Source organism: Longimicrobiaceae bacterium (assembly GCA_035696245.1).
GTDB lineage: Bacteria > Gemmatimonadota > Gemmatimonadetes > Longimicrobiales > Longimicrobiaceae > DASRQW01.
This window is the reverse complement of the sequence record DASRQW010000462.1, coordinates 1-21,391: the sequence shown is the minus strand read 5'-3', so window position 1 is coordinate 21,391 and position 21,391 is coordinate 1. Positions and strand designations below refer to the sequence as shown.

Annotated in this window: 19 protein-coding genes; 3 read left to right on the top strand and 16 right to left on the bottom strand. The window is 69.0% G+C overall.

The genetic code is table 11. The annotated features are described in order from the left end of the window. The 14 genes from VFE05_20945 to ndhC form a co-directional block, all read right to left on the bottom strand. On the bottom strand, positions 1-1,201 hold a 1,201-nt coding region (locus VFE05_20945; GenBank protein HET6232556.1), incomplete at its 3' end, for an NADH-quinone oxidoreductase subunit N. 12 nt (positions 1,202-1,213) lie between these two features. After that, a complete protein-coding gene (locus VFE05_20940; GenBank protein HET6232555.1) occupies positions 1,214-2,827 on the bottom strand; it encodes an NADH-quinone oxidoreductase subunit M in 1,614 nt (537 codons plus the stop codon). A 14-nt stretch (positions 2,828-2,841) separates the two neighbouring features. Next, entirely contained in the window at positions 2,842-5,157 is a 2,316-nt protein-coding gene (nuoL, locus tag VFE05_20935) for an NADH-quinone oxidoreductase subunit L (GenBank protein HET6232554.1), read from the bottom strand. A gap of 7 nt (positions 5,158-5,164) precedes the next feature. Continuing rightward, a complete protein-coding gene (gene nuoK, locus VFE05_20930) occupies positions 5,165-5,473 on the bottom strand; it encodes an NADH-quinone oxidoreductase subunit NuoK (protein ID HET6232553.1) in 309 nt (102 codons plus the stop codon). A 1-nt stretch (position 5,474) separates the two neighbouring features. After that, positions 5,475-5,996, bottom strand: a complete 522-nt coding sequence (locus VFE05_20925; GenBank protein HET6232552.1) for an NADH-quinone oxidoreductase subunit J — start codon at positions 5,994-5,996, stop codon at positions 5,475-5,477. 118 nt (positions 5,997-6,114) lie between these two features. Further along, a complete protein-coding gene (locus VFE05_20920; GenBank protein HET6232551.1) occupies positions 6,115-6,621 on the bottom strand; it encodes an NADH-quinone oxidoreductase subunit I in 507 nt (168 codons plus the stop codon). After that, positions 6,621-7,961: a complex I subunit 1 family protein gene (locus tag VFE05_20915; GenBank protein HET6232550.1), complete on the bottom strand. Its 1,341-nt coding sequence runs from the start codon at positions 7,959-7,961 to the stop codon at positions 6,621-6,623. Before VFE05_20915 ends, VFE05_20920 begins: the two co-directional genes overlap by 1 nt. 141 nt (positions 7,962-8,102) lie before the next feature. Further along, positions 8,103-9,722 carry a molybdopterin-dependent oxidoreductase gene (locus VFE05_20910; GenBank protein ID HET6232549.1) on the bottom strand — a complete coding sequence of 540 codons (1,620 nt, stop codon included), beginning with the start codon at positions 9,720-9,722 and terminating at the stop codon, positions 8,103-8,105. A gap of 148 nt (positions 9,723-9,870) precedes the next feature. Continuing rightward, positions 9,871-11,166 (bottom strand): NADH-quinone oxidoreductase subunit NuoF, encoded by a 1,296-nt coding sequence (gene nuoF / locus VFE05_20905; protein HET6232548.1) that lies wholly within the window; start codon positions 11,164-11,166, stop codon positions 9,871-9,873. A gap of 8 nt (positions 11,167-11,174) precedes the next feature. After that, on the bottom strand, positions 11,175-11,861 hold the full coding sequence (locus VFE05_20900) for an NAD(P)H-dependent oxidoreductase subunit E (GenBank protein ID HET6232547.1): 687 nt from the start codon (positions 11,859-11,861) through the stop codon (positions 11,175-11,177). Then, positions 11,858-13,147: an NADH dehydrogenase (quinone) subunit D gene (nuoD, locus tag VFE05_20895; protein HET6232546.1), complete on the bottom strand. Its 1,290-nt coding sequence runs from the start codon at positions 13,145-13,147 to the stop codon at positions 11,858-11,860. Before nuoD ends, VFE05_20900 begins: the two co-directional genes overlap by 4 nt. Continuing rightward, entirely contained in the window at positions 13,147-13,875 is a 729-nt protein-coding gene (locus tag VFE05_20890) for an NADH-quinone oxidoreductase subunit C (GenBank protein ID HET6232545.1), read from the bottom strand. Before VFE05_20890 ends, nuoD begins: the two co-directional genes overlap by 1 nt. A 13-nt stretch (positions 13,876-13,888) precedes the next feature. Continuing rightward, entirely contained in the window at positions 13,889-14,581 is a 693-nt protein-coding gene (nuoB, locus tag VFE05_20885; protein HET6232544.1) for an NADH-quinone oxidoreductase subunit NuoB, read from the bottom strand. After that, on the bottom strand, positions 14,572-14,928 hold the full coding sequence (gene ndhC / locus VFE05_20880; protein HET6232543.1) for an NADH-quinone oxidoreductase subunit A: 357 nt from the start codon (positions 14,926-14,928) through the stop codon (positions 14,572-14,574). The genes nuoB and ndhC overlap by 10 nt, the downstream gene beginning before the upstream one ends. A 250-nt stretch (positions 14,929-15,178) precedes the next feature. Here ndhC and dcd point away from each other — a divergent pair, with 250 nt between their 5' ends. The 3 genes from dcd (at position 15,179) to VFE05_20865 (ending at position 18,165) form a co-directional block, all read left to right on the top strand. Further along, the gene (gene dcd / locus VFE05_20875) at positions 15,179-15,733 is read left to right on the top strand and encodes a dCTP deaminase (GenBank protein HET6232542.1); all 555 of its coding nucleotides are present in this window, start codon (positions 15,179-15,181) and stop codon (positions 15,731-15,733) included. 111 nt (positions 15,734-15,844) lie between these two features. Beyond that, positions 15,845-16,450, top strand: coding sequence for a chemotaxis protein CheC (locus VFE05_20870; protein HET6232541.1), 606 nt, complete (start codon positions 15,845-15,847; stop codon positions 16,448-16,450). A gap of 14 nt (positions 16,451-16,464) precedes the next feature. Further along, positions 16,465-18,165 (top strand): glycerol-3-phosphate dehydrogenase/oxidase, encoded by a 1,701-nt coding sequence (locus tag VFE05_20865; protein HET6232540.1) that lies wholly within the window; start codon positions 16,465-16,467, stop codon positions 18,163-18,165. Positions 18,166-18,508: 343 nt separating this feature from the next. Here the strand turns inward: VFE05_20865 and VFE05_20860 are convergent, their stop codons facing one another. Together VFE05_20860 and VFE05_20855 are read right to left on the bottom strand one after the other, a co-directional pair. Then, entirely contained in the window at positions 18,509-19,657 is a 1,149-nt protein-coding gene (locus VFE05_20860) for a HAMP domain-containing sensor histidine kinase (protein ID HET6232539.1), read from the bottom strand. A 16-nt stretch (positions 19,658-19,673) separates the two neighbouring features. Then, entirely contained in the window at positions 19,674-21,146 is a 1,473-nt protein-coding gene (locus VFE05_20855; GenBank protein HET6232538.1) for an ATPase domain-containing protein, read from the bottom strand. Positions 21,147-21,391 lie beyond the last annotated feature (245 nt).

The window sequence follows — 21,391 nt, the reverse complement described above, 5'->3', positions numbered from 1 at the left end:
GCGAGAGCAGGAAGATGGAGAACAGGCCGCCCAGCAGCGGCTGCTGCCAGCCGAAGCCCGCGTAGTCCTCCAGCGTCACCCGCTCCATCCCGTCGCGCGCGTTGGCCGTCACGATGCCGAACGCGCCGATGGTGGTGACCGTGTACGCGAGCAGGTAGAAGAGGAACGCCGAGGCGCCGTCGTCGTTCGCCGCCAGCACGGCCACGAGCAGGTAGCCCGCGTGCGCGATGGACGAGTACGCCAGCATCCGCTTCACGCTGCCCTGCGTGACCGCCACGAGGTTCGCAATGACCATCGTGAGCGCCGCCAGCCACCACACCGCGTTCGCCCACTGCGGCGAGACGCCGATCAGCGCCAGCACGAAGACGCGGATGAAGGAGGCGAACGCCGCCGCCTTCACGCCGGTGGACATCAGCGCCGTCACGGGCGTGGGGGCGCCGTCGTACGCGTCCGGCGTCCACATGTGGAACGGGATGGCGGCGACCTTGAAGGCGAAGCCCACCATGGTGAGCGCCACGCCCGCCAGCAGCATCAGGTCCGTGCCCCGCGAGCCGTCGGCCAGGGCCGAGGCGATGGCGGGCAGGTGCGTGCTGCCCACGCTGCCGAACAGCAGGGCGATGCCGTACAGGAAGAAGCCGCTGGAGAAGGCGCCCAGCAGGAAGTACTTGAGCGACGCCTCGGCGCTGCGCGGGTCCGCCCGGTCGAAGCCGACCAGCACGTAGATGGAGATGGACATCAGCTCCAGCCCCACGAAAACCATCATCAGGTCCCGCGCGGCGCCCATCAGCATCATGCCCAGCGTGGCGAACAGCAGCAGCGCGTAGAACTCGCCCCGGTTCATGCCGCGCTGGTCCAGGTAGCCCACCGAGATGGCGACCGAGAGCAGGGCCGAGATCAGGAAGACGAAGTTGATGAAGACGCGGAAGCCGTCCACCGCCACCAGGCCCGTGGTGGAGACGTCGGTCACGCCGAGCAGGAAGAAGTTCGCGACGGCGGTGGCGAGGATCACGGCCACCGTCAGCCACGGCACCCACGGGCGCGACGGCTGCGAGCGGTTGCCCTTCTGCAGCACGTCGGCGAGCAGCACCAGCATGGCGCCCAGCGTGAGCACGATCTCCGGCAGCAGCGCCCGGAAGTAGTCCGGCTGGCGGGCCAGGTCCAACGTAGCGCCGCGGCCGAGCTGGATGAGTTCGATGAGCATGTCGGCGTTCGGCTACGGATTGCGGGGGTCGGCCACGGCCACGGGCTCGTCGGTCTGCACGGCCGCGCCGCGCGCGACCGTAGAGATCACCGCCTCGGCCGCGGGGGCCATGCGGTCCAGGACCGGCTTGGGGTACACGCCCAGCCACAGGATCAGCACCACCAGCGGCAGCAGGATGGCCAGCTCGCGCCCGTTCAGGTCCGGCACGTCGCGGTTGGCCGGCCGGTCCAGCGCGTTGAAGACCGTGCGCTGCACCATGGGCAGCATGTAGTACGCGGCGAAGATCACGCCGGTCGAGGCGATGAGCGCCACCACCGGGTGAGAGCCGAAGATGCCCAGCAGGACCAGGAACTCGCTGGCGAAGCCCGCGGTGCCCGGCAGGCCGATGGAGGCCATGGCCGCGAAGACCAGCATGGCCGCGAACACCGGCATCGACGCCGCCAGGCCGCCGAAGTCGGCGATCTCGTACGTGTGGCGCCGCTCGTACAGCATGCCCAGCAGGAAGAAGAGCATGGGCGTGGACAGGCCGTGGCCGATCATCACCAGCAGCGCGCCCTGCATGCCCTGGATGTTGTACGCGAAGATGCCCAGGATCACGAAGCCCAGGTGGGCGACCGATGTATATGCCACCAGCCGCTTGGCGTTGGGCTGCACCGCCGCCACCATGGCCGCGTAGATGATCCCGATCAGCCCCAGCACCAGCGCCCACTTGATCACGCCGGGCGAGCCCGAGGCCGCCGGGAAGAGCGGCAGGGCGAAGCGGATGAAGCCGTAGGTGCCCATCTTCAGCAGCACGCCGGCCAGGATCACCGAGCCCGCCGTGGGCGCCTGCACGTGCGCGTGCGGCAGCCAGGTGTGGAACGGGAAGACCGGCACCTTGATGGCGAACGCGATGGCGAAGGCCAGGAACAGGTACGTCTGCTCGCGGGCGCTGAGGCCCACGCGCATCACGTCGAAGTACGAGAAGCTGGCGCCCAGCGCGGGGTTATGCGACGTCTTCCAGAACAGGTACAGGATCGCCACCAGCATGAGCAGCGAGCCGGCCGCCGTGTACAGGAAGAACTTCACCGCCGCGTAGATGCGCTCCTTGCCGCCCCAGATCCCGATCAGGAAGTACATCGGGATCAGCATCATCTCCCAGAACAGGTAGAAGACGAACATGTCCAGCGATACGAAGACGCCCACCACACCCGAGGTGAGGGCGAGCAGCATGGCATAGTACGTCTTCTGCCGGTCGCGGATGTACGTCCACGAGCCCAGCACCATCAGCGGCAGCAGCAGCGTGGTGAGCAGCACCATGAAGAGCGAGATGCCGTCCAGGCCCAGCCGGTAGTGGATGCCCCAGTCGGCGAACCACACCTTGTCCGCGCAGTTCTGGAAGGGAACGCTGCCCTGCGTCCACGTCGTGGGCCCGCCGGTCATCCCCGTGGCGCCCGACATCTTGCACGTGCGCCCGGCGTCGAACGACCAGAACAGCGGCAGCGACACCAGGAGCTCGACCACCGCCACGCCCAGCGCCATCCATCGGGCCTGCTCGTGCCGCACCGCGTAGCAGAGCAGGGCGCCCAGCAGCGGGAAGACGATCAGGAAGGTCAGGACCCAGTGCGTTCCGTAGAAAGATTGCATTGCGGTGCCGGCGTCTAGAGGGCGAAGCGGGTCAGCGCGGCGAGCACGCCCACCACCCCCACGAGGATCATGAACGCATAGGTGTTGACCTGCCCCGTCTGCACCCGGCCGGCGGCGAAGCCCACCCACTGGACCATGCGGCCCACCAGGTCGACCGTGCCGTCGATCACGTACTTGTCGAAGCCCGCTTCAAGGCGCGACAGCCAGCCCACGGGGCGCACGACGATGCGGTCGTACAGCTCGTCCACGTAGTACTTGTTGTAGAGCACGCGCTCCGGGACGTTGCCGTAGCTCGGCTCCTCCGTCGCGACGCGCAGCTTGCGGCTCGCCAGCATCCCCCACGCGAGGCCGAGGCCCAGCACGCCGAGCACGATGGCGATCAGGATGGGCGTCGCCGTGTGCTCCACCTGCGGCGCGGCGATGCCGGCCTGCGCCATCACCCTGGCCGAAGGCTCCAGCACCGGTTCCAGCCAGTGGTGCAGCGACTCGCCCAGGCCCAGGAGGTTCAGGTTCCGTACGATCGGCACCTCGGCTTCGACGTTCAGGAAGCCGCCCAGGACCGACGCCGCAGCGAGGACCACGAGAGGCAGCGTGAGCGTCCAGCTCCCCTCGTGCAGGTGCTTGCGCTCCGTCTCGCCCGTGCGATTGTCGCCGAAGAAGGTGTAGATCATCATCCGGCCCATGTAGAAGGCCGTCATGAACGACGCGATCGACAGCGCGGCCCAGATCAGCCACAGCCACGTCGTCCCGTCGGAGCCGACGCTGCGGAGGCCGGAGACCAGGCCGAGCTGGTCGTGCGCGCCGTCCCAAGCCGCGCCGACGATCTCGTCCTTGCTGAAGAAGCCGGCCAGCGGCGGGATGCCCGCGATGGCGAGCGTCGCCAGGCCCATCGTCCAGAAGGTGATGGGGAGGTACTTCCGCAGCCCGCCCATGTTGCGCATGTCCTGCGCGTCCGCATCGGAATGCGTGGCGTGGAGGGCGGCGTGCATCGAGTGGATGACGGCGCCGGAGCCCAGGAAGAGGCAGGCCTTGAAGAAGGCGTGCGTCATCAGGTGGAAGACGCCGGCCGTGTACGCGCCCATGCCCACGCCGGCGAACATGAAGCCGAGCTGCGACACGGTGGAGTACGCCAGCACCTTCTTGATGTCCCACTGCTTCAGGCCGATGGACGCCGCGAAGATCGCCGTGAGCGCGCCCACGATGGCCACCACCAGCGACGCCTTGGGCGCCATGGCGAAGATGCCGTTGGAGCGGACCACCAGGTAGACGCCGGCCGTGACCATCGTCGCCGCGTGGATCAGCGCGGAGACGGGCGTGGGGCCCGCCATTGCGTCCGGCAGCCACACGTACAGCGGGATCTGCGCGCTCTTGCCGCAGGCGCCCAGGAAGAAGAAGAGCGCGATCGCCGTCACCACCGCCCCGCCGAAGACGAGCGGGCCGCCGCTCTTCGTCAGCGCCTCGTTCACGCCCACGAAGTCCAGCTTGCCCACGTTCCAGAAGAGCAGGAACATGGCGATGAGGAAGCCGAAGTCGCCGATGCGGTTGACGATGAACGCCTTCTTGCCCGCGTCGGCGTTCGCCTTCTCCTTGAACCAGAACCCGATCAGCAGGTACGAACAGAGGCCCACACCTTCCCAGCCCACGAACATCACCGGGTAGCTGGCGCCCAGGACGAGGGTGAGCATGAAGAAGATGAAGAGGTTCAGGTACGCCATGAAGCGCGGGTACCCGGGGTCCTCGTTCATGTAGCCGATGGAGAAGATGTGGATCAGCGAGCCCACGCCGGTGACGATCAGCGTCATCAGCATGGAAAGCTGGTCCAGCTGCAGCGAGGCGCCCACGCTCAGGGTGCCCACCGGCATCCAGCTCCAGTACTCGTGCACCCACGGCGTCGTGGGGTGCCCGGCGCGCATGCGGAAGAAGTTCGCCAGCGCGATGGCGAACGCCGCGAGCAGCACGCCCGTGGCGATGAACGACGGCAGTACGTGCGTGAAGGGCTTCGGCCCGTGCGCGTGCCCGTGGTCGTCGTGCCCGTGCGCATCGTGCCCGTGGACGTCGTGCGCGTGGTCGGCGGGGTGCGGGTCCGATCCGTGATCGTGGTGCTCCTGCTCGCTCGCCTGGTTGTCGTCGTGGCCGTGCCCGTGGTCGCTGCCGACGGCCGCGAACCGCGGCAGCGCGCGGCGCGCGGCGAGGACGGAGAGCAGCCCGTTGGCGACGAAGCCGAGGAGCGGGAGAAGGATGATGAGGCCCGGGAGCAGCGGCGTGAACGTGCCGCCGGTCTCGGACGCCTGCCCGGCCGCGTGCGCGGCTTCTTGAAGGAGGAGGATCACTGTGCCTCTACCACCGGAGCAGGCTGAAGTTCTTGATGTCCACCGACTCCTTGTGCCGGAAGACCGAGATCACGATCGCCAGGCCCACCGCGGCCTCGGCGGCCGCCACGGCGATGACGAAGAAGACGAAGACCTGGCCCTGCACGCCGGCGTACGGCGACAGCGCCACGAAGGCCAGGTTCACCGCGTTGAGCATCAGCTCCACGCACATGAACAGGATGATCGCGTTGCGCCGCAGCACCACGCCCGCCGCGCCGATGGCGAACAGCACGGCGCTCAAGCCCAGCGATGCCTGGAGGGGGATGACGTCGCTCATCTCACACGTTCCGCTTGGCGAGGACCACGGCGCCGACCACCGCGACGAGGAGCAGGATGGCGGTGGCCTGCAGGAGGACCATGTAGTCCGTGTACATTGGGATGGCGATCACGCCCACGGTGCCGCGCTCCGCCAGGCCCTGCGCCAGCAGCCCGGGCCCGGCCGTGCGACCCAGCGGCATGGCCATGTTGCCGGAGAAGGCGCGGGCGAGCAGGGCGATGACGACCAGCCCGGTGCCCGCCGCGATCACCTTCCACACGTTCGAGCGGATGTCGGGCTCGAAGTCGTTGCCCAGGTTCAGCAGCATGATCACGAACAGGAACAGGATCATGATGGCGCCCGCGTACACCAGGATCTGGATGATCCCGATGAAGTAGGCCCCGAGCAGCGTGTAGATGGCCGCCAGGCAGAAGAAGGTGCCGATCAGCCACATCGCGCTGGCGACGGGGCTTTTCCGCGTCACCATCAGCAGCGCCGACGAGGCGGCGAGGATGGCGAAGAGCCAGAAGAGAGCTTGAATCATCGGTCCGTGGGACGAAGTTCGTCGCGTGGTGCCACAGTCGTGCGCCGCGCCCGCCGCGGGGCCGCGACTCCGCCGCCCCGCATCTACGGTCGATGCGGTGCGGCGGTCGTTCGGATCGTTACTCGCCCGCCGGGTCCGAGGGGTCCCAGAGCAGGGTGGACGGGTGCGTCTGCGCCATCAGCCGCTCCAGGTCGTACACGAAGTTGCTGCGCGTGTACTCGGCGTTCTCGTAGTGCTGGCCCACGTGGATGGCCTCCACCGGGCACACCTCCTGGCACATGCCGCAGAAGATGCAGCGGAACTCGTCGATCTCGTACACGATCGGGTAGCGGTTGCCCTGGTCGTCCTCGCCCGGCACCAGCTTGATGCAGTTGGCGGGGCAGATGGTGGGGCACAGGCCGCACGCCACGCACTTGGGGCGGCCGTCCTCGTGCGTCTCCATCACGTGCGTGCCGCGCCACCGGGGCGAGATGTGCTTCTTCTCGTCCGGGTACTGGATGGTGACGGTCTTGTTGTCGCCCGCCTTCACCATGTGCCGGAAGGTGAGCGCCATGCCCTGGAGCGTGGCCCGGATGTACGACGACTTCCGCACCGGGCGCTTCATCACGCGGGTAGTGCCTGCCATTAGACGTTCCTGCCGGTTGCGAGCTGGTGGCGGGCGGCGCGGGCGCGTGCGAGCTCCCGCGCGCGCTCCCGCTTCTCGTCGAGCGAGCCGGTGCCCACCAGGGTCCGCCCGCGGTCCATGATCCACAGCACGATGGCGAGCATCGCCACGTTCACCACCGTCAGCGTCAGCCCGTACACCGGCAGCCACGCGTGGCCGCCCAGCTTGGGCCCATACAGGCCCGCGGGCTCGATGCCGTACGAGTCGAGCGCCAGCACCGTGGCCGCGGTCGCGACCACGGCCACGAGGGCGGCGGGCAGCATGATCTTCCACCCCAGGTCCATCACCTGGTCGTAGCGGAAGCGCGGCACCGTCCAGCGCACCAGCATGAAGATCAGGATGAAGATGAACGTCTTCGCCAAGAACATGAGCAGCGTCGCGATGGTGATCAGCACGCTCGGCGCGTGGCCCACCCAGTGGCCGTTCGCCATCCCGTACATGTTGTCCGACTGGAGCAACGGGATGTCCCACCCGCCCCAGAAGATCGTGGCCATCAGCGCCGACACCGTGAGCACGTGCGAGTACTCGGCGATGAAGAACATGCTGAACTTCATCGACGAATATTCGGTGTGGTAGCCGGTCACCAGCTCCGACTCGGCCTCGGGGAGGTCGAAGGGGAGGCGGTTGGTCTCGGCGAACGACGAGATGAAGAAGAAGAAGAACGAGACGGCCAGCGAGATGCCGAACGGCACGTGCATCTCCTGCTGCTGCCACACCATCTGGCTCAGCGACACGTTGCCGGTGACGAAGAAGACGCTCATCAGCGACAGGCCCAGCGCGATCTCGTACGAGATCATCTGCGCGCCGGCGCGAAGGCCGCCCAGCAGCGCGTACTTGTTGTAGCTGGCCCACCCGGCGATCACGATGCCGTACACGCCCAGCGACGAGAACGCGAGCAGGAAGAGTACCCCGATGGGCAGGTCCGCCACCACCATGGGCACCACGCCCCAGCGCGTGGGCAGCGGCGCCGCGAACGGGATCACCGCGAAGGTGACCATCGCGGGGATGATGGACAGCATGGGCGCCAGGGTGAAGAAGACCCGGTTCGACTCCGTCGGGTGCGTCTCTTCCTTGAGGATGTTCTTCAGCCCGTCGGCCGCCGGCTGGCCCAGGCCCTGCCAGCCCACGCGGTTGGGGCCCAGGCGGTCCTGCATCCACGCGCTGATCTTGCGCTCCAGCAGCGTGAGGAGCGCCACGACGACCAGGAGCACCAGGAACACCACCAGCACCTTGATCGTCGAGAAGACGATGAAGGAGGTGTCGCCCAGGTCGTGCAAGTTCGAGTTGGTTACGGCCTGCATTCTCGCGTTGGGTTAAGAGGTGACCGCCGGAGCGGATGCGTCCCCTTGCTCGCCGTCAAAAGCGGAAAGGCCGGACCCGCCGGCCTTCCCCGCCCCGCCCTCCGATCGTTCGTCGACGGAGAGCGGGCTCGATCCGATTCGTCAGCCCTGCGTTCCCGCGCCCACCGCCGCCGGCTGCGGAAGCAGCGCGCCCCCGGCGCCCAGGTCCGCCCACTGGAGCGTGCCGAACTCCGGCCGCACGCTGCCCAGCGCGTGGAACGCATCCGCCGCCGTGCCCGGAGCACCCTCGTCGCCGATGCCGGCGAGCAGCACGCCCAGGATCTGCCACGCGGGGCGCGCCATGCCCGGAACCTGAAGCGCAGGCCAGAAGCGCTGCACACGGCGCTGCACGTTGGTGAACGTGCCCTCCATCTCCGCGAACGTGGTCGCGGGAAGGACGAAATGCGCGTTGCGCGCGGCCGGGGCGAGGAAGTGCCCGACGTAGACGAACAGCCCGGCGGACGCGCCGAACGTCGCATCCACGTCCGCCAGCTCGTCGCCCAGCACGAAGAGCGTGCCGTCGAAGGACGAGAGGTCGGCGATGCCGCCGTTGCCGTCCGCGTCGCCCGTGCGAGTGAAGCCGAAAGCCTCGGCGCCGTGCACGTTCGCCGCGCGGTCCGTCCGCAGCTTGAGGCTGGGGAAGCCGGGCAGCGTCACCTCTTCGCCCGTCTCCACGCGGAAGACGCCGCTGCCGCCGCCCACCTGCTCCATCACCCGGCGGAGCGCGCCGATGTCCTCGTTCGCCATGAAGGGCGAGACGACTGCCTTCGCGCCGGCCCGCGAGCCGCGGAGCGCATCGGCCAGCTTGGTCAGCGCCTCGGACCACGAGACGGGAGAGAGGCGGCCCGACGCGTCGCGGACGAGCGGGGCCTCGATGCGGCCGCCACGGTTGATCCACTGGTAGTTGAGGCGGCCGAAGTCGCACATCCAGTGCGAGTTGACCTCCTCGTTGGGCCGCGGCTTGATGCGCATCACCTGGTTGTCGCGCGTCTCCAGGCGGATGTTGCAGCCCTGCGTGCAGTTGGGGCAGACGGACGGCGTCCGGTCCAGGTCCCACGCCCGCGCCTTGTGCAGGAAGTCCTTGCTGACCAGCGCGCCGACCGGGCAGATGTCGACGATGTTGTCCGCCCACAGGTTGCCGTCGAGACCCTCGTCGAAGAAGGTGTCGATGACATTGCGGCTGCCGCGCTGGACGACGCCCAGGCGCTCGTCCTGCGCGACCTCGCGCATGAAGCGCACGCAGCGCGTGCACATGACGCAGCGGTCCGCGTAGAAGAGCACGTCGCCGCCGAAGTCGTCGCGGCCCAGCACCCGCTTGGGCTCCTTCAGGCGCCCCATCGCCGGCCCCTCGGCCGAGATGTAGTCCTGGAGCTTGCACTCGCCCGCCTGGTCGCAGACCGGGCAGTCGAGCGGGTGGTTGACCATGTAGAACTCCAGCACGCCCTCGCGCGCCTTGAGCGCGTTCTCGCTCTGCGTGCGGATCACGTTGCCGTCGGCCACCTGGCCGGTGCACGCGGGCACCAGCTTGGGCACCTTCTCCACCTCCACCAGGCACATGCGGCACTGGGCCGGCGAGCTCAGGCCCGGGTGGTAGCAGTAGTGCGGCGCGTCGATGCCCGCCATCGCCGCGGCGTCGATGATGCGCGTTCCCTTGGGAACGGTCATCTCCATGCCGTCGATGGTGCAGGTCACCGTCTCGATCGCGGTCGTCTCTTCGGCCAAGGGGCCTCCTCGTATGACTTCAGCCAGGGCCGTGAAGGCCCGTCTCTACCCGGATGAAGCGCGATCTCCCGCGCGGTCCCGCCATCTACAGCCACACACCGCGCAGCGTCCTCTTCCCGGCGACACACGTCAGCGGGCGTGTTCCGATCTACCGAACACCCGCCAGGACCGGGGCGCCGGCGCCCATACGCGCCTCGTACTCGTGCCGGAACTTCTGGATCGACGACGTGATCGGCGCCGCGGCGGCATCCGACAGCACGCAGATCGTCTTGCCCGACATGTTGTCGGAGATCTGCAGAAGCGTCTCGATGTCGTCCGGCTGCCCGCGGCCGTTCTCGATGCGGCGGAGGATCTTGGCCGCCCACGTCGTGCCCTCGCGGCAGGGCGTGCACTGGCCGCAGCTCTCGTGAGAGTAGAAGTCGACCATCCGGCGCACCTGCTTCACGATGTCGGTCGTCTCGTCCATGATGATGACCGACCCGCAGCCCAGCATCGTTCCCGCCGCCGCCATCGCCTCGTAGTCCATCCCGATGTCCAGCTCGTCGGCCGTCAGGATGGGCACCGACGAGCCGCCGGGGATCACCGCCTTGATGGCCTTGCCGTTGGGCGTGCCGCCGCAGACGTCGTAGATGAACTCCTTGAAGTTGAAGCCCAGCGGAACCTCGTAGTTGCCGGGCCGCTTCACGTGTCCTGACACGCAGAACAGCTTGGTGCCGGTGCTCTTCTCGGTGCCCCACTGCTTGTACCAGTCGGCGCCGTTCTGCACGATGTGCACGGCGGCGATCAGCGTCTCCACGTTGTTGATGGTGCTGGGCTTGCCGAAGGCGCCGGAGACCGCCGGGAAGGGCGGCTTGAGCCGCGGCTCGCCGCGACGGCCCTCCAGCGAGTTCATCAGCCCCGTCTCCTCGCCGCAGATGTACGCGCCGGCGCCCAGGTGGAGCGTGATGTCCAGGTCGTGCCCGCTGCCCATCACGTCCTTGCCCGCGTACCCGGCCGCGTACGCCTCCTCGATGGCGCGCGCCAGGATCTGCGCGGGCTCGAAGAACTCGCCGCGGATGTAGATGTACGCGTGCTTGGCGCGGATCGCGTAGGCGCCCAGGAGGCAGCCTTCCACCAGCGCGTGCGGCGTCCAGCGGATCAGCTCGCGGTCCTTGAACGTCCCCGGCTCGCTCTCGTCCGCGTTGCAGAGGAGATAGTGCGGCTTCTCCGACGCCTGCGGCATGAAGCTCCACTTCACGCCCGTGGGGAAGCCCGCCCCGCCGCGCCCGCGGAGGCCGCTGGCCTTCACGACGTTGACGATGTCGCCGGGGCTCATCCCCAGCGCCTTGCGCAGCGCCTGGTAGCCGCCGCGCGCCTCCCACCCCTTGAGCGTGCGCGCCTCGGGGTCCCCGAAATACTGGGAGAGGACGAGGGTCTCGCTGGGGTGGCGGTATGGATAGGCCATCGTGACCTCTAGGTCAGCCGCGCGAGGATCGCCGGGACGTCCTCGGGCCGAACGTTCTCGAAGAAGCGGTCGTTGATCTGCACCACCGTGGGGAAGCCGCAGGCGCCCAGGCACTCCACCTCCATCACCGTCCACAGCCCGTTGTCCGACACGGCGCCCGCGTCGGCGCCCGTGGCGTCCAGGAACGCCTCGAACACGGCGTCGCCACCGCACAGGTTGCAGGAGATGTTGGTGCAGACCTGGATCAGGTACTTACCGACCTGGCCCAGGTTGTACATGGTGTAGAAGGTCGCCACGCCGCGCACGTACGCCGGCGGAAGCTGGAGCCGCTCCGCCACCTCGTCCATCGTCTCGGCCGAGAGATGGCCGCGGATCTCCTGGGCGATGTGCAGCGCGGGGAGCAGCGCCGCCTGCCGGTCCGGGTAGCGCGAGAGCACCTTCACCAGGCGCTCCTCGTACTCTCCGACGAAGATCGGGTCCGCCGGACGCTTCTCCGCGACCTGGTACGGCAGCGTGCCGGCGACCGAGGCATGCCCGCCGTCGCGCGGACGGAGGCCCACGTAGGTCAGCCCGCGGATGTCGTCTTCGGTGAGCTGCGGGAACTCGCCCGTGTCGCCCGCGTAGCCGGGGTTCGCCACGGCCGTGGGCCACGAGGTCGGGTCGGTCTGCTCTGCAGCGGAAGCGTGGCCGCTCATCGGTCGATCTCTCCCAGCACGATGTCGAGCGACGCGTTCACCGCGATCACGTCGGAGAGCAGCGCCCCCTCGATCATGTGCGGCAGCGCGGCGATGTTGATGAACGAGGGGCCGCGCACGCGCCAGCGCACCGGCTTGCTGCCTCCGTCCGAGACCACGTACATCCCCAGCTCACCCTTGGAGGACTCGACCGAGAACCACGACTCGCCCACCGGGGCGCGGACGCCTTCCATGACCACCTTGAAGTGGTGGATCATGCTCTCCATGTCGTTCATCGCCGCCGTCTTGGGCGGCAGGATCACGCGCGGGTCGTCCACGTTGATGGAGCCGCCCGGCAGCCGCTCGATGAACTGGTGGAGCAGGCGCACGCTCTGCCGCATCTCCTCCATCCGGCAGAGGTAGCGGTCGTAGATGTCGCCGTGCTCGCCCACCGGGACGTCGAAGTCGTACGTCTCGTAGCCGTAGTACGGCCGGTCCTTGCGGATGTCGTAGTCCACCCCCGACGCGCGCAGGTTGGGCCCCGAGAGGCCGAAGTTGATCGCGTCGTCGCCGCTGATGGAGCCCACGCCCTGCGTGCGCCCGATCCAGATGGCGTTGTTCGTCAGCAGCGTCTCGACCTCGTCGATGACGCGCGGGAAGCCCTTGAGGAAGCTCTGCAGCTGCTCGATCCACCCCGCCGGCAGGTCCGCCATCATCCCCCCGATGCGGGTGGACGAAGTGGTGATCCGCGCACCCGTGAACGTCTCGTGCAGGTCGTAGATCAGCTCGCGCTGCTGGAACGTGTACAGGAAGACGGTGAAGGCGCCCAGGTCGATGGCCGTCGTGCCCAGCCACAGCAGGTGGCTGAAGATGCGGTCCAGCTCCATGCAGATGAGGCGGACCACCTTGCAGCGCTCGGTGACCTCGATGCCCATCATCTTCTCGACCGACATGGCGTAGGCGCAGTTGTAGATCAGCGGCGCCAGGTAGTCCATGCGGTCGGTGAGCGGCACGACCTGGTTCCAGTCGCGGTACTCGCCCAGCTTCTCGAACGACGAGTGGAGATAGCCGATGTGCGGGATGCAGCGCACCACCGTCTCGCCGTCCAGCTCCAGCACCAGGCGAAGCACGCCGTGCGTGGCCGGGTGCTGCGGGCCGATGTTGATGAGCATGTGCTCGCCGGCGATGTCCTCGTGCGCGCGCACGGCCTCGCCCTGCACGGGCATGATGGGCGCGTGGACCAGGCTGCCGCCGGAAGAGAGCTCCGGGTTGCGCGTGACGTTGTAGACGACCCTTCTGAGTGCCATCAGCCCGCTCCTCCCATGCCCCCGAATTGGCCCTGCCCGCCGGCCGCCTCGGCGCCGTCGAACGGGCCCGGCAGCGGCTGGTTGAGCATGTGCGCGATCTCCAGCTCCTGCGGCGAGTAGTGGTCTTCGGTGCGCATGGAAAGCGCGCGCCGCGTCTGCTCGGCCCGCGTGAAGCGCCCGCGCAGCGGGAAGTCCTTCCGCAGCGGGTGCCCCTCGGCATACGCCTCGGGCATCAGGATGCGGCGCAGGTCGGCGTGCCCGCGGAAGACGACGCCGAACATGTCGAACACCTCGCGCTCCAGCCAGTCGCTCGCCCGCCACAGGTGGTAGACCGAGTCGATCTCCAGCGCGTCCAGCGGCAGCTCGGCCTTGAGGCGCAGCTGCCGCTTGTGGACCGTCGACCAGAGCTGGTAGACGACCTGGATCATGCGTCCGCCGCCGTAGTCGACCGCGGTCACGTCCTGCAGGAAGTCGTACCGGTGCGCCGGGTCGTCGCGCAGCCAGGTGAGGATCGCGAGGTTGTTCCCGGCGCGGATGTAGACGATGTGCTCGTCGCCCGCGACAACCTCGTGACGGAGGACGTCGTCACCGAAGCGCTCGCGGAGCGCGTCCACGCTGGGGTGCGGCGGCAGGTCGCCCGCGGGCGGGACCACGTCCGGCTCCGGCGCGGACTGCGCGGCCGGGCCCTGGTCCAGGCCTTCAAGGCCCTTCTTGAAGTCGTTTGCCATGTCGTCGGGCGCCCTACGGCCGCCGGTCGGAGGCCCGCACGACGGCGCCGGTGGACACCAGGCCGCTCGAGCGGTTCTGCTTGGTCGAGTTGCCGAACGGCGCCGTGACATGCTCCACGATCTCGTCCGGGAGGTAGCTCTCGTTCTCCGGCAGGTCGTCGGTCGCCCGCCACTCGGCGCGCGAGGTGGCCGCGGAGTTCTTGATCTTCTCCTGGATGAGCAGGATGCCGTACATCAGCCCCTCCGGGCGGGGCGGGCAGCCGGGCACGTAGACGTCGACCGGGATGATGGTGTCGATGCCCTGCACCATGCTGTAGACGTCGAACACGCCGCCGGAGCTGGCGCAGGCGCCCATGGAGATGCACCACTTGGGCTCGGGCATCTGCTCCCAGATCATCCGCAGCACCGGCGCCATCTTGTACGGCACGCGGCCGGCGCAGATGAGCAGGTCGGCCTGGCGCGGCGAGAAGCTCATGCGCTCCATGCCGAAGCGCGCCAGGTCGTAGCGCGCCGCGGCGGTGGCCATCATCTCGATGGCGCAGCAGGCGGTGCCGAACGGCATGGGCCACAGCGACTGGCGCCGGGCCCAGTTGACCACCGCGTCGAGCTTGGTGGTCAGGAAGGTCGGGCTGCCGGAGAAGATGTCGCCCTGCGGCGCGTCCGTATCGTCGTGAACGGGCAGCGAGCCCGGTTCGTTCAGTCCCATTCCAGCGCTCCCTTCTTCCACTCGTAGACCAGGCCGACCGTGAGGATGAAGATGAAGATCCCCGCGGCGGCGAACCCCGCCCACCCCAGCTGCCGCAGCGACACGGCCCAGGGCAGCAGGAAGACCGTCTCCACGTCGAAGACGATGAACAGGATCGCCACGACGTAGAACTTGACCGAGAAGCGCTCGCGCGTGCTGCCCAGCGGCACCATGCCCGACTCGTACGGCGAGCCCTTCACCTTGGTCGCCCGCCCGGGGCTGAGCACGGTGGAGAGGATCACCATACCGATCGCCTGCGCAACCGACAGCGCGAGCATGATCAGCACGGGCAGGTAGGGGCGAAGCATCGTCTGCGCGGCTCCCGGACGGAGTTTGTGAAATCGTTCACTTGGAAGCGGACGGCCCAAGATACTGCCCGCCCACGCGGGGTGTCAAGCAGGGCCGGGGCGCTTTTCCGCTCTTGCCGCGGGGGTTGCGGGGGCATAGCTTCCCCGCCCTGCGAGCCACCCCGTGCACGCATCCGCAGACCCCGTTCCTACGGGAAAGGTTCGGCGCCCTGCCGGCCCCGGGTGCTCCCTTCAACCCCCTGCCAGCCCCATGAGCATACGGCCCGACCACTGGATCCGCCGCATGGCCCGCGAGCACGGGATGATCGAGCCGTACGAGGACGCGCAGGTCCGGAAGGGCACCATCTCGTACGGGGTGTCGAGCTACGGCTACGACATGCGGGTGGCCCGCGAGTTCAAGATCTTCACCAACGTCAACAACGCCATCGTCGACCCCAAGAACTTCGACGACAAGTCGTTCGTGAACTTCGAGGGCGACGTCTGCATCGTGCCCCCCAACTCGTTCGCCCTCGCCCGCTCCGTCGAATACTTCCGCATCCCGCGGAATGTAATGACACTTTGTGTCGGGAAAAGCACGTACGCGCGTTGCGGTATAATTACGAACGTAACTCCTTTCGAGCCAGAATGGGAAGGATTCGTTACGCTCGAGATCTCCAATACCACGCCGCTTCCCGCGCGCATCTACGCCAACGAGGGGATCGCGCAGGTGATCTTCTTCGAGTCCGACTCGCCGCCCGACGTCAGCTATGCCGACCGCAAGGGCAAGTACCAGGGCCAGGTGGGCGTGACCGTGCCGCGCCTGTAGCCCCATAGATCAGCAGGCGGGCCGACGCGCCTCGCCCCCCGCGGCCCGGTCCGTGCGGCTGCGCACGCCGGCTCCACCCAGAAACGCACAGCGGAACGCCGAAGCGAGAAGATGAAGAACGACACGCCAGTCACCCCCATGCAGCTCGACGCGATCCGCGAGGTCGTGAATATCGGCGCGGGCCACGCGGCCACCAACCTGTCGGCGCTGACCGGCCTCACGGTGATGATCTCGGTGCCGCGCATCCAGTTCGTGCCCGGCCAGGAGACGTCGCAGACCATTCCCGGCGGGGGGCCGCTGGTGATCGTGGCGGTGCCCATCGAGGGCGTCTCGGAGCACGGCGGCGAGCGCGCGTCGCTGATCCTCACCAAGGACACCGCGCTGCGGATGGTGGCGCTCATGCTGCGCCGCGACCCCTCCGCCCACGTGGAGGTGGGGCCGCTGGAGAGGTCCGCGCTGAACGAGATGGGCAACATCGTCTGCGCGGCGTACGTGGGCGTGCTGGGCAGCTTCCTGGGCAAGGGCGTGATGATCGGCACGCCGCAGCTCCTGGAGATCGACCGCGCGCAACTGGACGCCGACGCGCCCGACGGGCTGATGATCGAGACGGACTTCACCTTCCTGGACACCACCTTCGAGGGCGTGTTCGTGCTCAGCCACAGCGACGTGTCGTTCGGCTCGCTGCTCAAGGCGCTCGGCTTCACCGACCTGGGCTGACGCTGGACGAGCCCGTGAGCGCCGAGCCCGCCTTCCCCCCCTTCTCGGCCGAGGCGCGGCGGGAGCACTGGACCGCGCTGGCGGGCGAGACGTGGGACCTGCTCGTCGTGGGCGGCGGCATAACGGGCGCGGGCATCGCGCGCGACGCGGCGGGGCGCGGGCTGCGGGTGGCGCTGGTCGATTCGGGAGACATAGGCCGGGGCACCAGCAGCCGCTCGTCGCGGCTGGTGCACGGGGGGATCCGCTACCTGGAGACGGGCGACCTGCGCCTGGTCTTCGAGGCGAGCGCGGAGCGGCGCCGGCTGTTGAGCCTGGCGCCGCATCTCGTTCATCCCCAGGAGTTCCTCTTCCCCGTCTTCCGCGGCGGCCCCGTCGACTTCCGCAAGCTGCAGGCGGGGATGTGGCTGTACGACCTCCTCTCCCTCTTCCGCAACATCCGCCCGCACCGCATGCTGGGCCGCGCCGCCGTCGCCGAAGCGGAGCCGGGGCTGCGGCGCGACACCGTTCGCGGTGCCGCGCTCTACTACGACGCGGCGGTGGACGACGCCCGACTCACGCTTGCGAACGCCCGCGGCGCGCACGAGAGCGGCGCGGCCGTCGTGTCCTACGGGGAGGTCTTCGAGTTCATCGAGGAAGATGGGGCGATGCGCGGCGCCCGCGTGCGCGACCGGCTCACCGGTGCCACGGTGGAGGTGCGGGCGCGCGTGGTCGTCAACGCCGCGGGACCGTGGAGCGACGCGGTCCGGCGGCTTGCCGATCCGTCGGCCCAGCCCAGGCTGCGGCCTACCAAGGGCGTGCACATCATGGTGCCGCACGCCCGTCTCGCCAACCGGCACGCGATCACCTTCCCGTCGCCGGTGGACGGGCGGGTGATGTTCGTGCTGCCGTGGGGCGACTTCTCGTACGTGGGCACGACGGACACCGATTTCGAAGGCGACCCGGCGGATGTGGCCGCGACGGACGACGACGTGCGCTACCTGCTGGATTCCGCGAACGGCATCTTCCCGGACGCGAAGCTGACGGCCGCGGACGTGGTGAGCACGTGGGCGGGCATCCGGCCGTTGCTCGCGCCCGCGACGAAGGGCAGCGGGCTGGCGGCGAGCGCCACGTCGCGCGAGCACGAGATCTGGCGCGACCCGTCGGGCCTGCTGAACATCGCGGGCGGAAAGCTGACGACGTACCGAGTGATGGCGAAGCAGGCGACGGACGCCGCCGCACGCATCCTCCGCGCGGAGGGCGTGACGGTGTCGTCGTGGTCGCTCACCGCGGACCTGCCGCTACCCGGCGCACCCCTTGGCGATTACGCGGCTTTCGAGGCGCGCATCCGCCGGGAGGCGGCGGAGCTGGGGATGGGCGACGACGTGGGCCTGCACCTCGCGCGCGCGCGCGGGGAAGATGCGGACGCGCTGCTGGAGGAGGTCCGCGCCGATTCGTCCCTCGGTGCACGCCTTGTAGAGGGCCGGCACTACATCTGGGCCGAGGTGCCGCACTCGGTCCGCGCGGAGATGGCGATCACGCTCTCGGACGTGCTCATCCGCCGCCTGCACCTGTTCTACGAGGCGGAAGACGGCGGCCTCTCCGTCGCGCCGGCCGTTGCGGAGATGATGGCCACGCAGCCAGGCATCCGCTGGGACGCGGCGGAAGTCGCGCGGCAGGTAGATGCGTATCGCGCGGAGGTGCAGGCGACGCGGGGGTTCGGAGGGACGGCCGCGTGAGCCGAAGCGAGCGATGACGGGAGATGCGCATCGTCCTATCTCCCGAAGCACGACGAGAACCGGGCCGGGCCGCAGATGGGCGGGCCGGCCCGGTTCGCTTTTCGGCGGCATCACGCCGGGGGCGGCTGAAGCCGCGGCTACGAAAGCGCGAAGCCTGCCTGCGCAGGCTGCTCCACGGCAGAGGAAAGCTCCGCGCGTTTTCTCATCCGCAGCACCTTCGTCGCTTCCGAAGCGGCATCACCGAAGTCCGAGCGCCTCCATGCCGAATCCGAAGCTCACGCAGCCGGGCTTCGTGCCGTCGTAGCCTGGGCTTTGGCCACAGGGCGGACGTCACACCCTCCGATCAACCCGCCGAAGCTGCGTCCTCCGCATCGCCGCCCCTCCGGCGCTCGGACGAGACGTCCGCATCCGCGGGCTCGCCTTCGCCGCCGGCGGTCGCCAGCGGAAGGGTGAAGAAGAAGGTGGTGCCGTTCCCCAGCTCGCTCTCCACCCACATCTCCCCGCCGTGCGCGTTCACGATGCCGCGGGAGATGGCGAGGCCCAGGCCGGCGCTGCCCTCGCCCGTCCGCCGCGCCTGCCAGAAGCGCTCGAAGACGTGCGGCAGCTCGTCCGGCTCGATACCCTTGCCCGTGTCGGCCACGGAGAAGCGGACGAAGGCGCCGTCGGGCACCGCGGCGAGGCGGATCTCGCCGCCGTCGGGCGTGAACTTCAGCGCGTTGCCCAGCAGGTTGCCGAAGAGCTGCGACACGCGGCCTGCATCGGCCATCACCCGCACCGAGTCTGCCGGGTTGTGGCACGAGAGCGCGACACGGCGCGCGGCGGCGGGCGTGGCGAACATCTCGCACGCCTCCTCCATCAGCGACTCCACGGTCTGGGGGTGCGCCTCCATGGGCAGCTTGCCCGCCTCGATGGTGGACACGTCGAGCAGGTCCTGGATCAACCTGCTCATCTGCCCCGCGGCGCGCTTGATCAGGTCCAGCTGCTCGCGCTGAACGGGATCGGGCACGCCCAGGATGTCGAGCACGAAGGAGCTGCTGGTGAGCACGAGGTTGATGGGGTTGCGCAGGTCGTGCGAGACCACTGCCAGCACCTCGTCGCGGGTGCGGGCGGCCTCGCGCGCCTCGTCTGCCCGGCGGCGCAGCTCCAGCGACTGCGAGCGGGCGCGCAGCAGCACCTCCACCCGCGCCAGCAGCTCGTGCCGCTCCACGGGCGAGACGATCAGCTCATCCACGGCCTGCCACACGTGGCGGGTGACCATCTTCACCCCGGGCCGCGAGGTGAGCAGCAGGACGGGCAGGAAGAGCGGCTCCTCGGCGGCCTTGCGTGCCTGCACGCGCTCCCAGGCGCGGTCCAGCGCCCGCCCGTCCACCACGCACAGGTCGAAGGGCTCGTCCAGCGCGCCGTCGCCCGCCGCGACGGCCACGTCGTGCGACAGCTCCAGGAACTCGGCCAGGAGCCGCTGGTTCTCCTTCTGGTCCAGGAGCAGGAGCACGCGGCTCAAGGGCGCCTCAACGCTGTATCCCCCCGTCCTGCGCCAGCGGCTCGGGGGTGCCGGTCAGCACGCCGCGCAGCCCGCGGAGCGGCTCGTCCACGCGAAGGCCGCCGGGCGTGATGCGAATCTCCCGAAGCGTCTTCTCGAAGTCGGTGATGCGCTTCTTGAGCACGCCGATCACCTTGCGCAGCTCGCCGTCCAGCTCCAGGTAGCGCAGGAAGATCAGGTTGTCGCACAGGTAGCTGATGCCCGCGTCGGTCGCGCGGAACTCGCCCGTGATGCTGTGCAGCTCGTTCATGAGCAGCACGGTCACGCCCATGTTCTTGAGGTAGCGTCCCAGGCTGTGCAGGTGGCTCACCATGTCGTCGCCGGCCAGGGTGAGGCGATAGCCGGAGATCCCGTCGATCATCACCACCCGCGCGCTGCGCTCCTCCACCTCGCGCCGCACCATCACCGCGAACTCGCCGGGCGAGAAGCGTAGCGGCTCCACCACGACCACCGACAGCGTGCCCTGCGCGATCATCTCGCGGGCGGGAATGCCGATGCTGTCGCAGCGCTCCAGCAGCGTCTCCCGCTGCTCCTCGAAGGCATACACCACCGAACGCTCGCCGCGGCTGGCCGCCTCCTTCATGAACTGCATGCCCACGGTGGTCTTCCCCACCCCGCTGGGCCCGCTGATGATGGTGATCGTGCCGCGCTCCAGCCCGCCGCCCAGCATCTCGTCCATCTCCAGCACGCCGAAAGGGATGGCCTCGGGAACGAACTCGCGCTCGTGGGCCACGGGCACCAGGCGCGGGTACACCTCCATGCCGGTGCCGGTGAGGCGGATGGAGTGGCCGCCGCCCTCGAAGTCCGACCCGCGGAACTTGGTGACGCTCAGGCTGCGGCGCAGCACCCCGTGCAAGGGCGAGGTGTCCAGGTCGATGATGCCGTCTGCCATGAAGCGCAGGTCGTCGTCGGGAACGCTGGTGGTGGGCTCGGAGCTGAGCAGCACCGTGGCGCCGTGCTCCACCAGGTAGCGCACGAACGAGAGCGCCTGCTTGCGGAACTGGAAGAGGTCGGGCGCCAGGTAGCGCAGCGTGGTCACCGCGTCCACGAACACGCGGCCGGGCTTGCCCTCGTGCACCGCCTGCACGATCTGCTGCGTGGTGGGGTCGCGCTCCACGTCGGCGGGCGAGAAGATGTCGTAGCTGCGGCTCTCGGCGAAGAACTCGCGCGTGGGGCTCAGGTCCAGGAAGGTCACGCCCTCCAGGTCGAACCCCTGCCCCGCCGCGTCGGCCCGGAGCTGCGACGGCGACGACTCCAGGGCGATGAACAGCGCCGCCTCGCCCGCCTGCACGCCGGCGCGCAGGAAGTGGAGGCCCAGCGTGGTCTTGCCCGTGCCCGGCCCGCCGCGCACCAGGTACGCCCGCTTCGCGATCAGCCCGCCGTGCAGCACCTCGTCCAGACCGGGAACTCCCGTGGAGCGCCGCGTCGTTTCGTCTTCCACCGCCCGCTCCGTGGGATTGGGGTGAGGACCTGCCCTGCTCCGCCAAGCTGGCGGTTCTCGGCGCCCGAGGGGATGGTTAAATCCCCGCGCCGCCGCGACCTATGGCAGGACCGATGCCGCGGCGACGAAAATCGACTTCGGAGGCGGGAGATGAGGGGGGGCGGGTGAGATTACCGCAACGGGGATGGGTCGCGTTCGATGCGGGAGATGCGGGGATGCGGGATGCGGGATGCGGGCGCGGGCAC

What these genes read in the sequence shown, in the direction of transcription:
- VFE05_20940 (HET6232555.1), bottom strand. Translation starts at nt 2,827, where the DNA reads ATGCAATCTTTCTACGGAACGCACTGGGTCCTGACCTTCCTGATCGTC.
- nuoK (HET6232553.1), bottom strand. Translation starts at nt 5,473, where the DNA reads ATGAGCGACGTCATCCCCCTCCAGGCATCGCTGGGCTTGAGCGCCGTG.
- VFE05_20925 (HET6232552.1), bottom strand. Translation starts at nt 5,996, where the DNA reads ATGATTCAAGCTCTCTTCTGGCTCTTCGCCATCCTCGCCGCCTCGTCG.
- VFE05_20920 (HET6232551.1), bottom strand. Translation starts at nt 6,621, where the DNA reads ATGGCAGGCACTACCCGCGTGATGAAGCGCCCGGTGCGGAAGTCGTCG.
- VFE05_20915 (HET6232550.1), bottom strand. Translation starts at nt 7,961, where the DNA reads ATGCAGGCCGTAACCAACTCGAACTTGCACGACCTGGGCGACACCTCC.
- nuoF (HET6232548.1), bottom strand. Translation starts at nt 11,166, where the DNA reads ATGGCCTATCCATACCGCCACCCCAGCGAGACCCTCGTCCTCTCCCAG.
- VFE05_20900 (HET6232547.1), bottom strand. Translation starts at nt 11,861, where the DNA reads ATGAGCGGCCACGCTTCCGCTGCAGAGCAGACCGACCCGACCTCGTGG.
- nuoD (HET6232546.1), bottom strand. Translation starts at nt 13,147, where the DNA reads ATGGCACTCAGAAGGGTCGTCTACAACGTCACGCGCAACCCGGAGCTC.
- VFE05_20890 (HET6232545.1), bottom strand. Translation starts at nt 13,875, where the DNA reads ATGGCAAACGACTTCAAGAAGGGCCTTGAAGGCCTGGACCAGGGCCCG.
- nuoB (HET6232544.1), bottom strand. Translation starts at nt 14,581, where the DNA reads ATGGGACTGAACGAACCGGGCTCGCTGCCCGTTCACGACGATACGGAC.
- ndhC (HET6232543.1), bottom strand. Translation starts at nt 14,928, where the DNA reads ATGCTTCGCCCCTACCTGCCCGTGCTGATCATGCTCGCGCTGTCGGTT.
- dcd (HET6232542.1), top strand. Translation starts at nt 15,179, where the DNA reads ATGAGCATACGGCCCGACCACTGGATCCGCCGCATGGCCCGCGAGCAC.
- VFE05_20870 (HET6232541.1), top strand. Translation starts at nt 15,845, where the DNA reads ATGAAGAACGACACGCCAGTCACCCCCATGCAGCTCGACGCGATCCGC.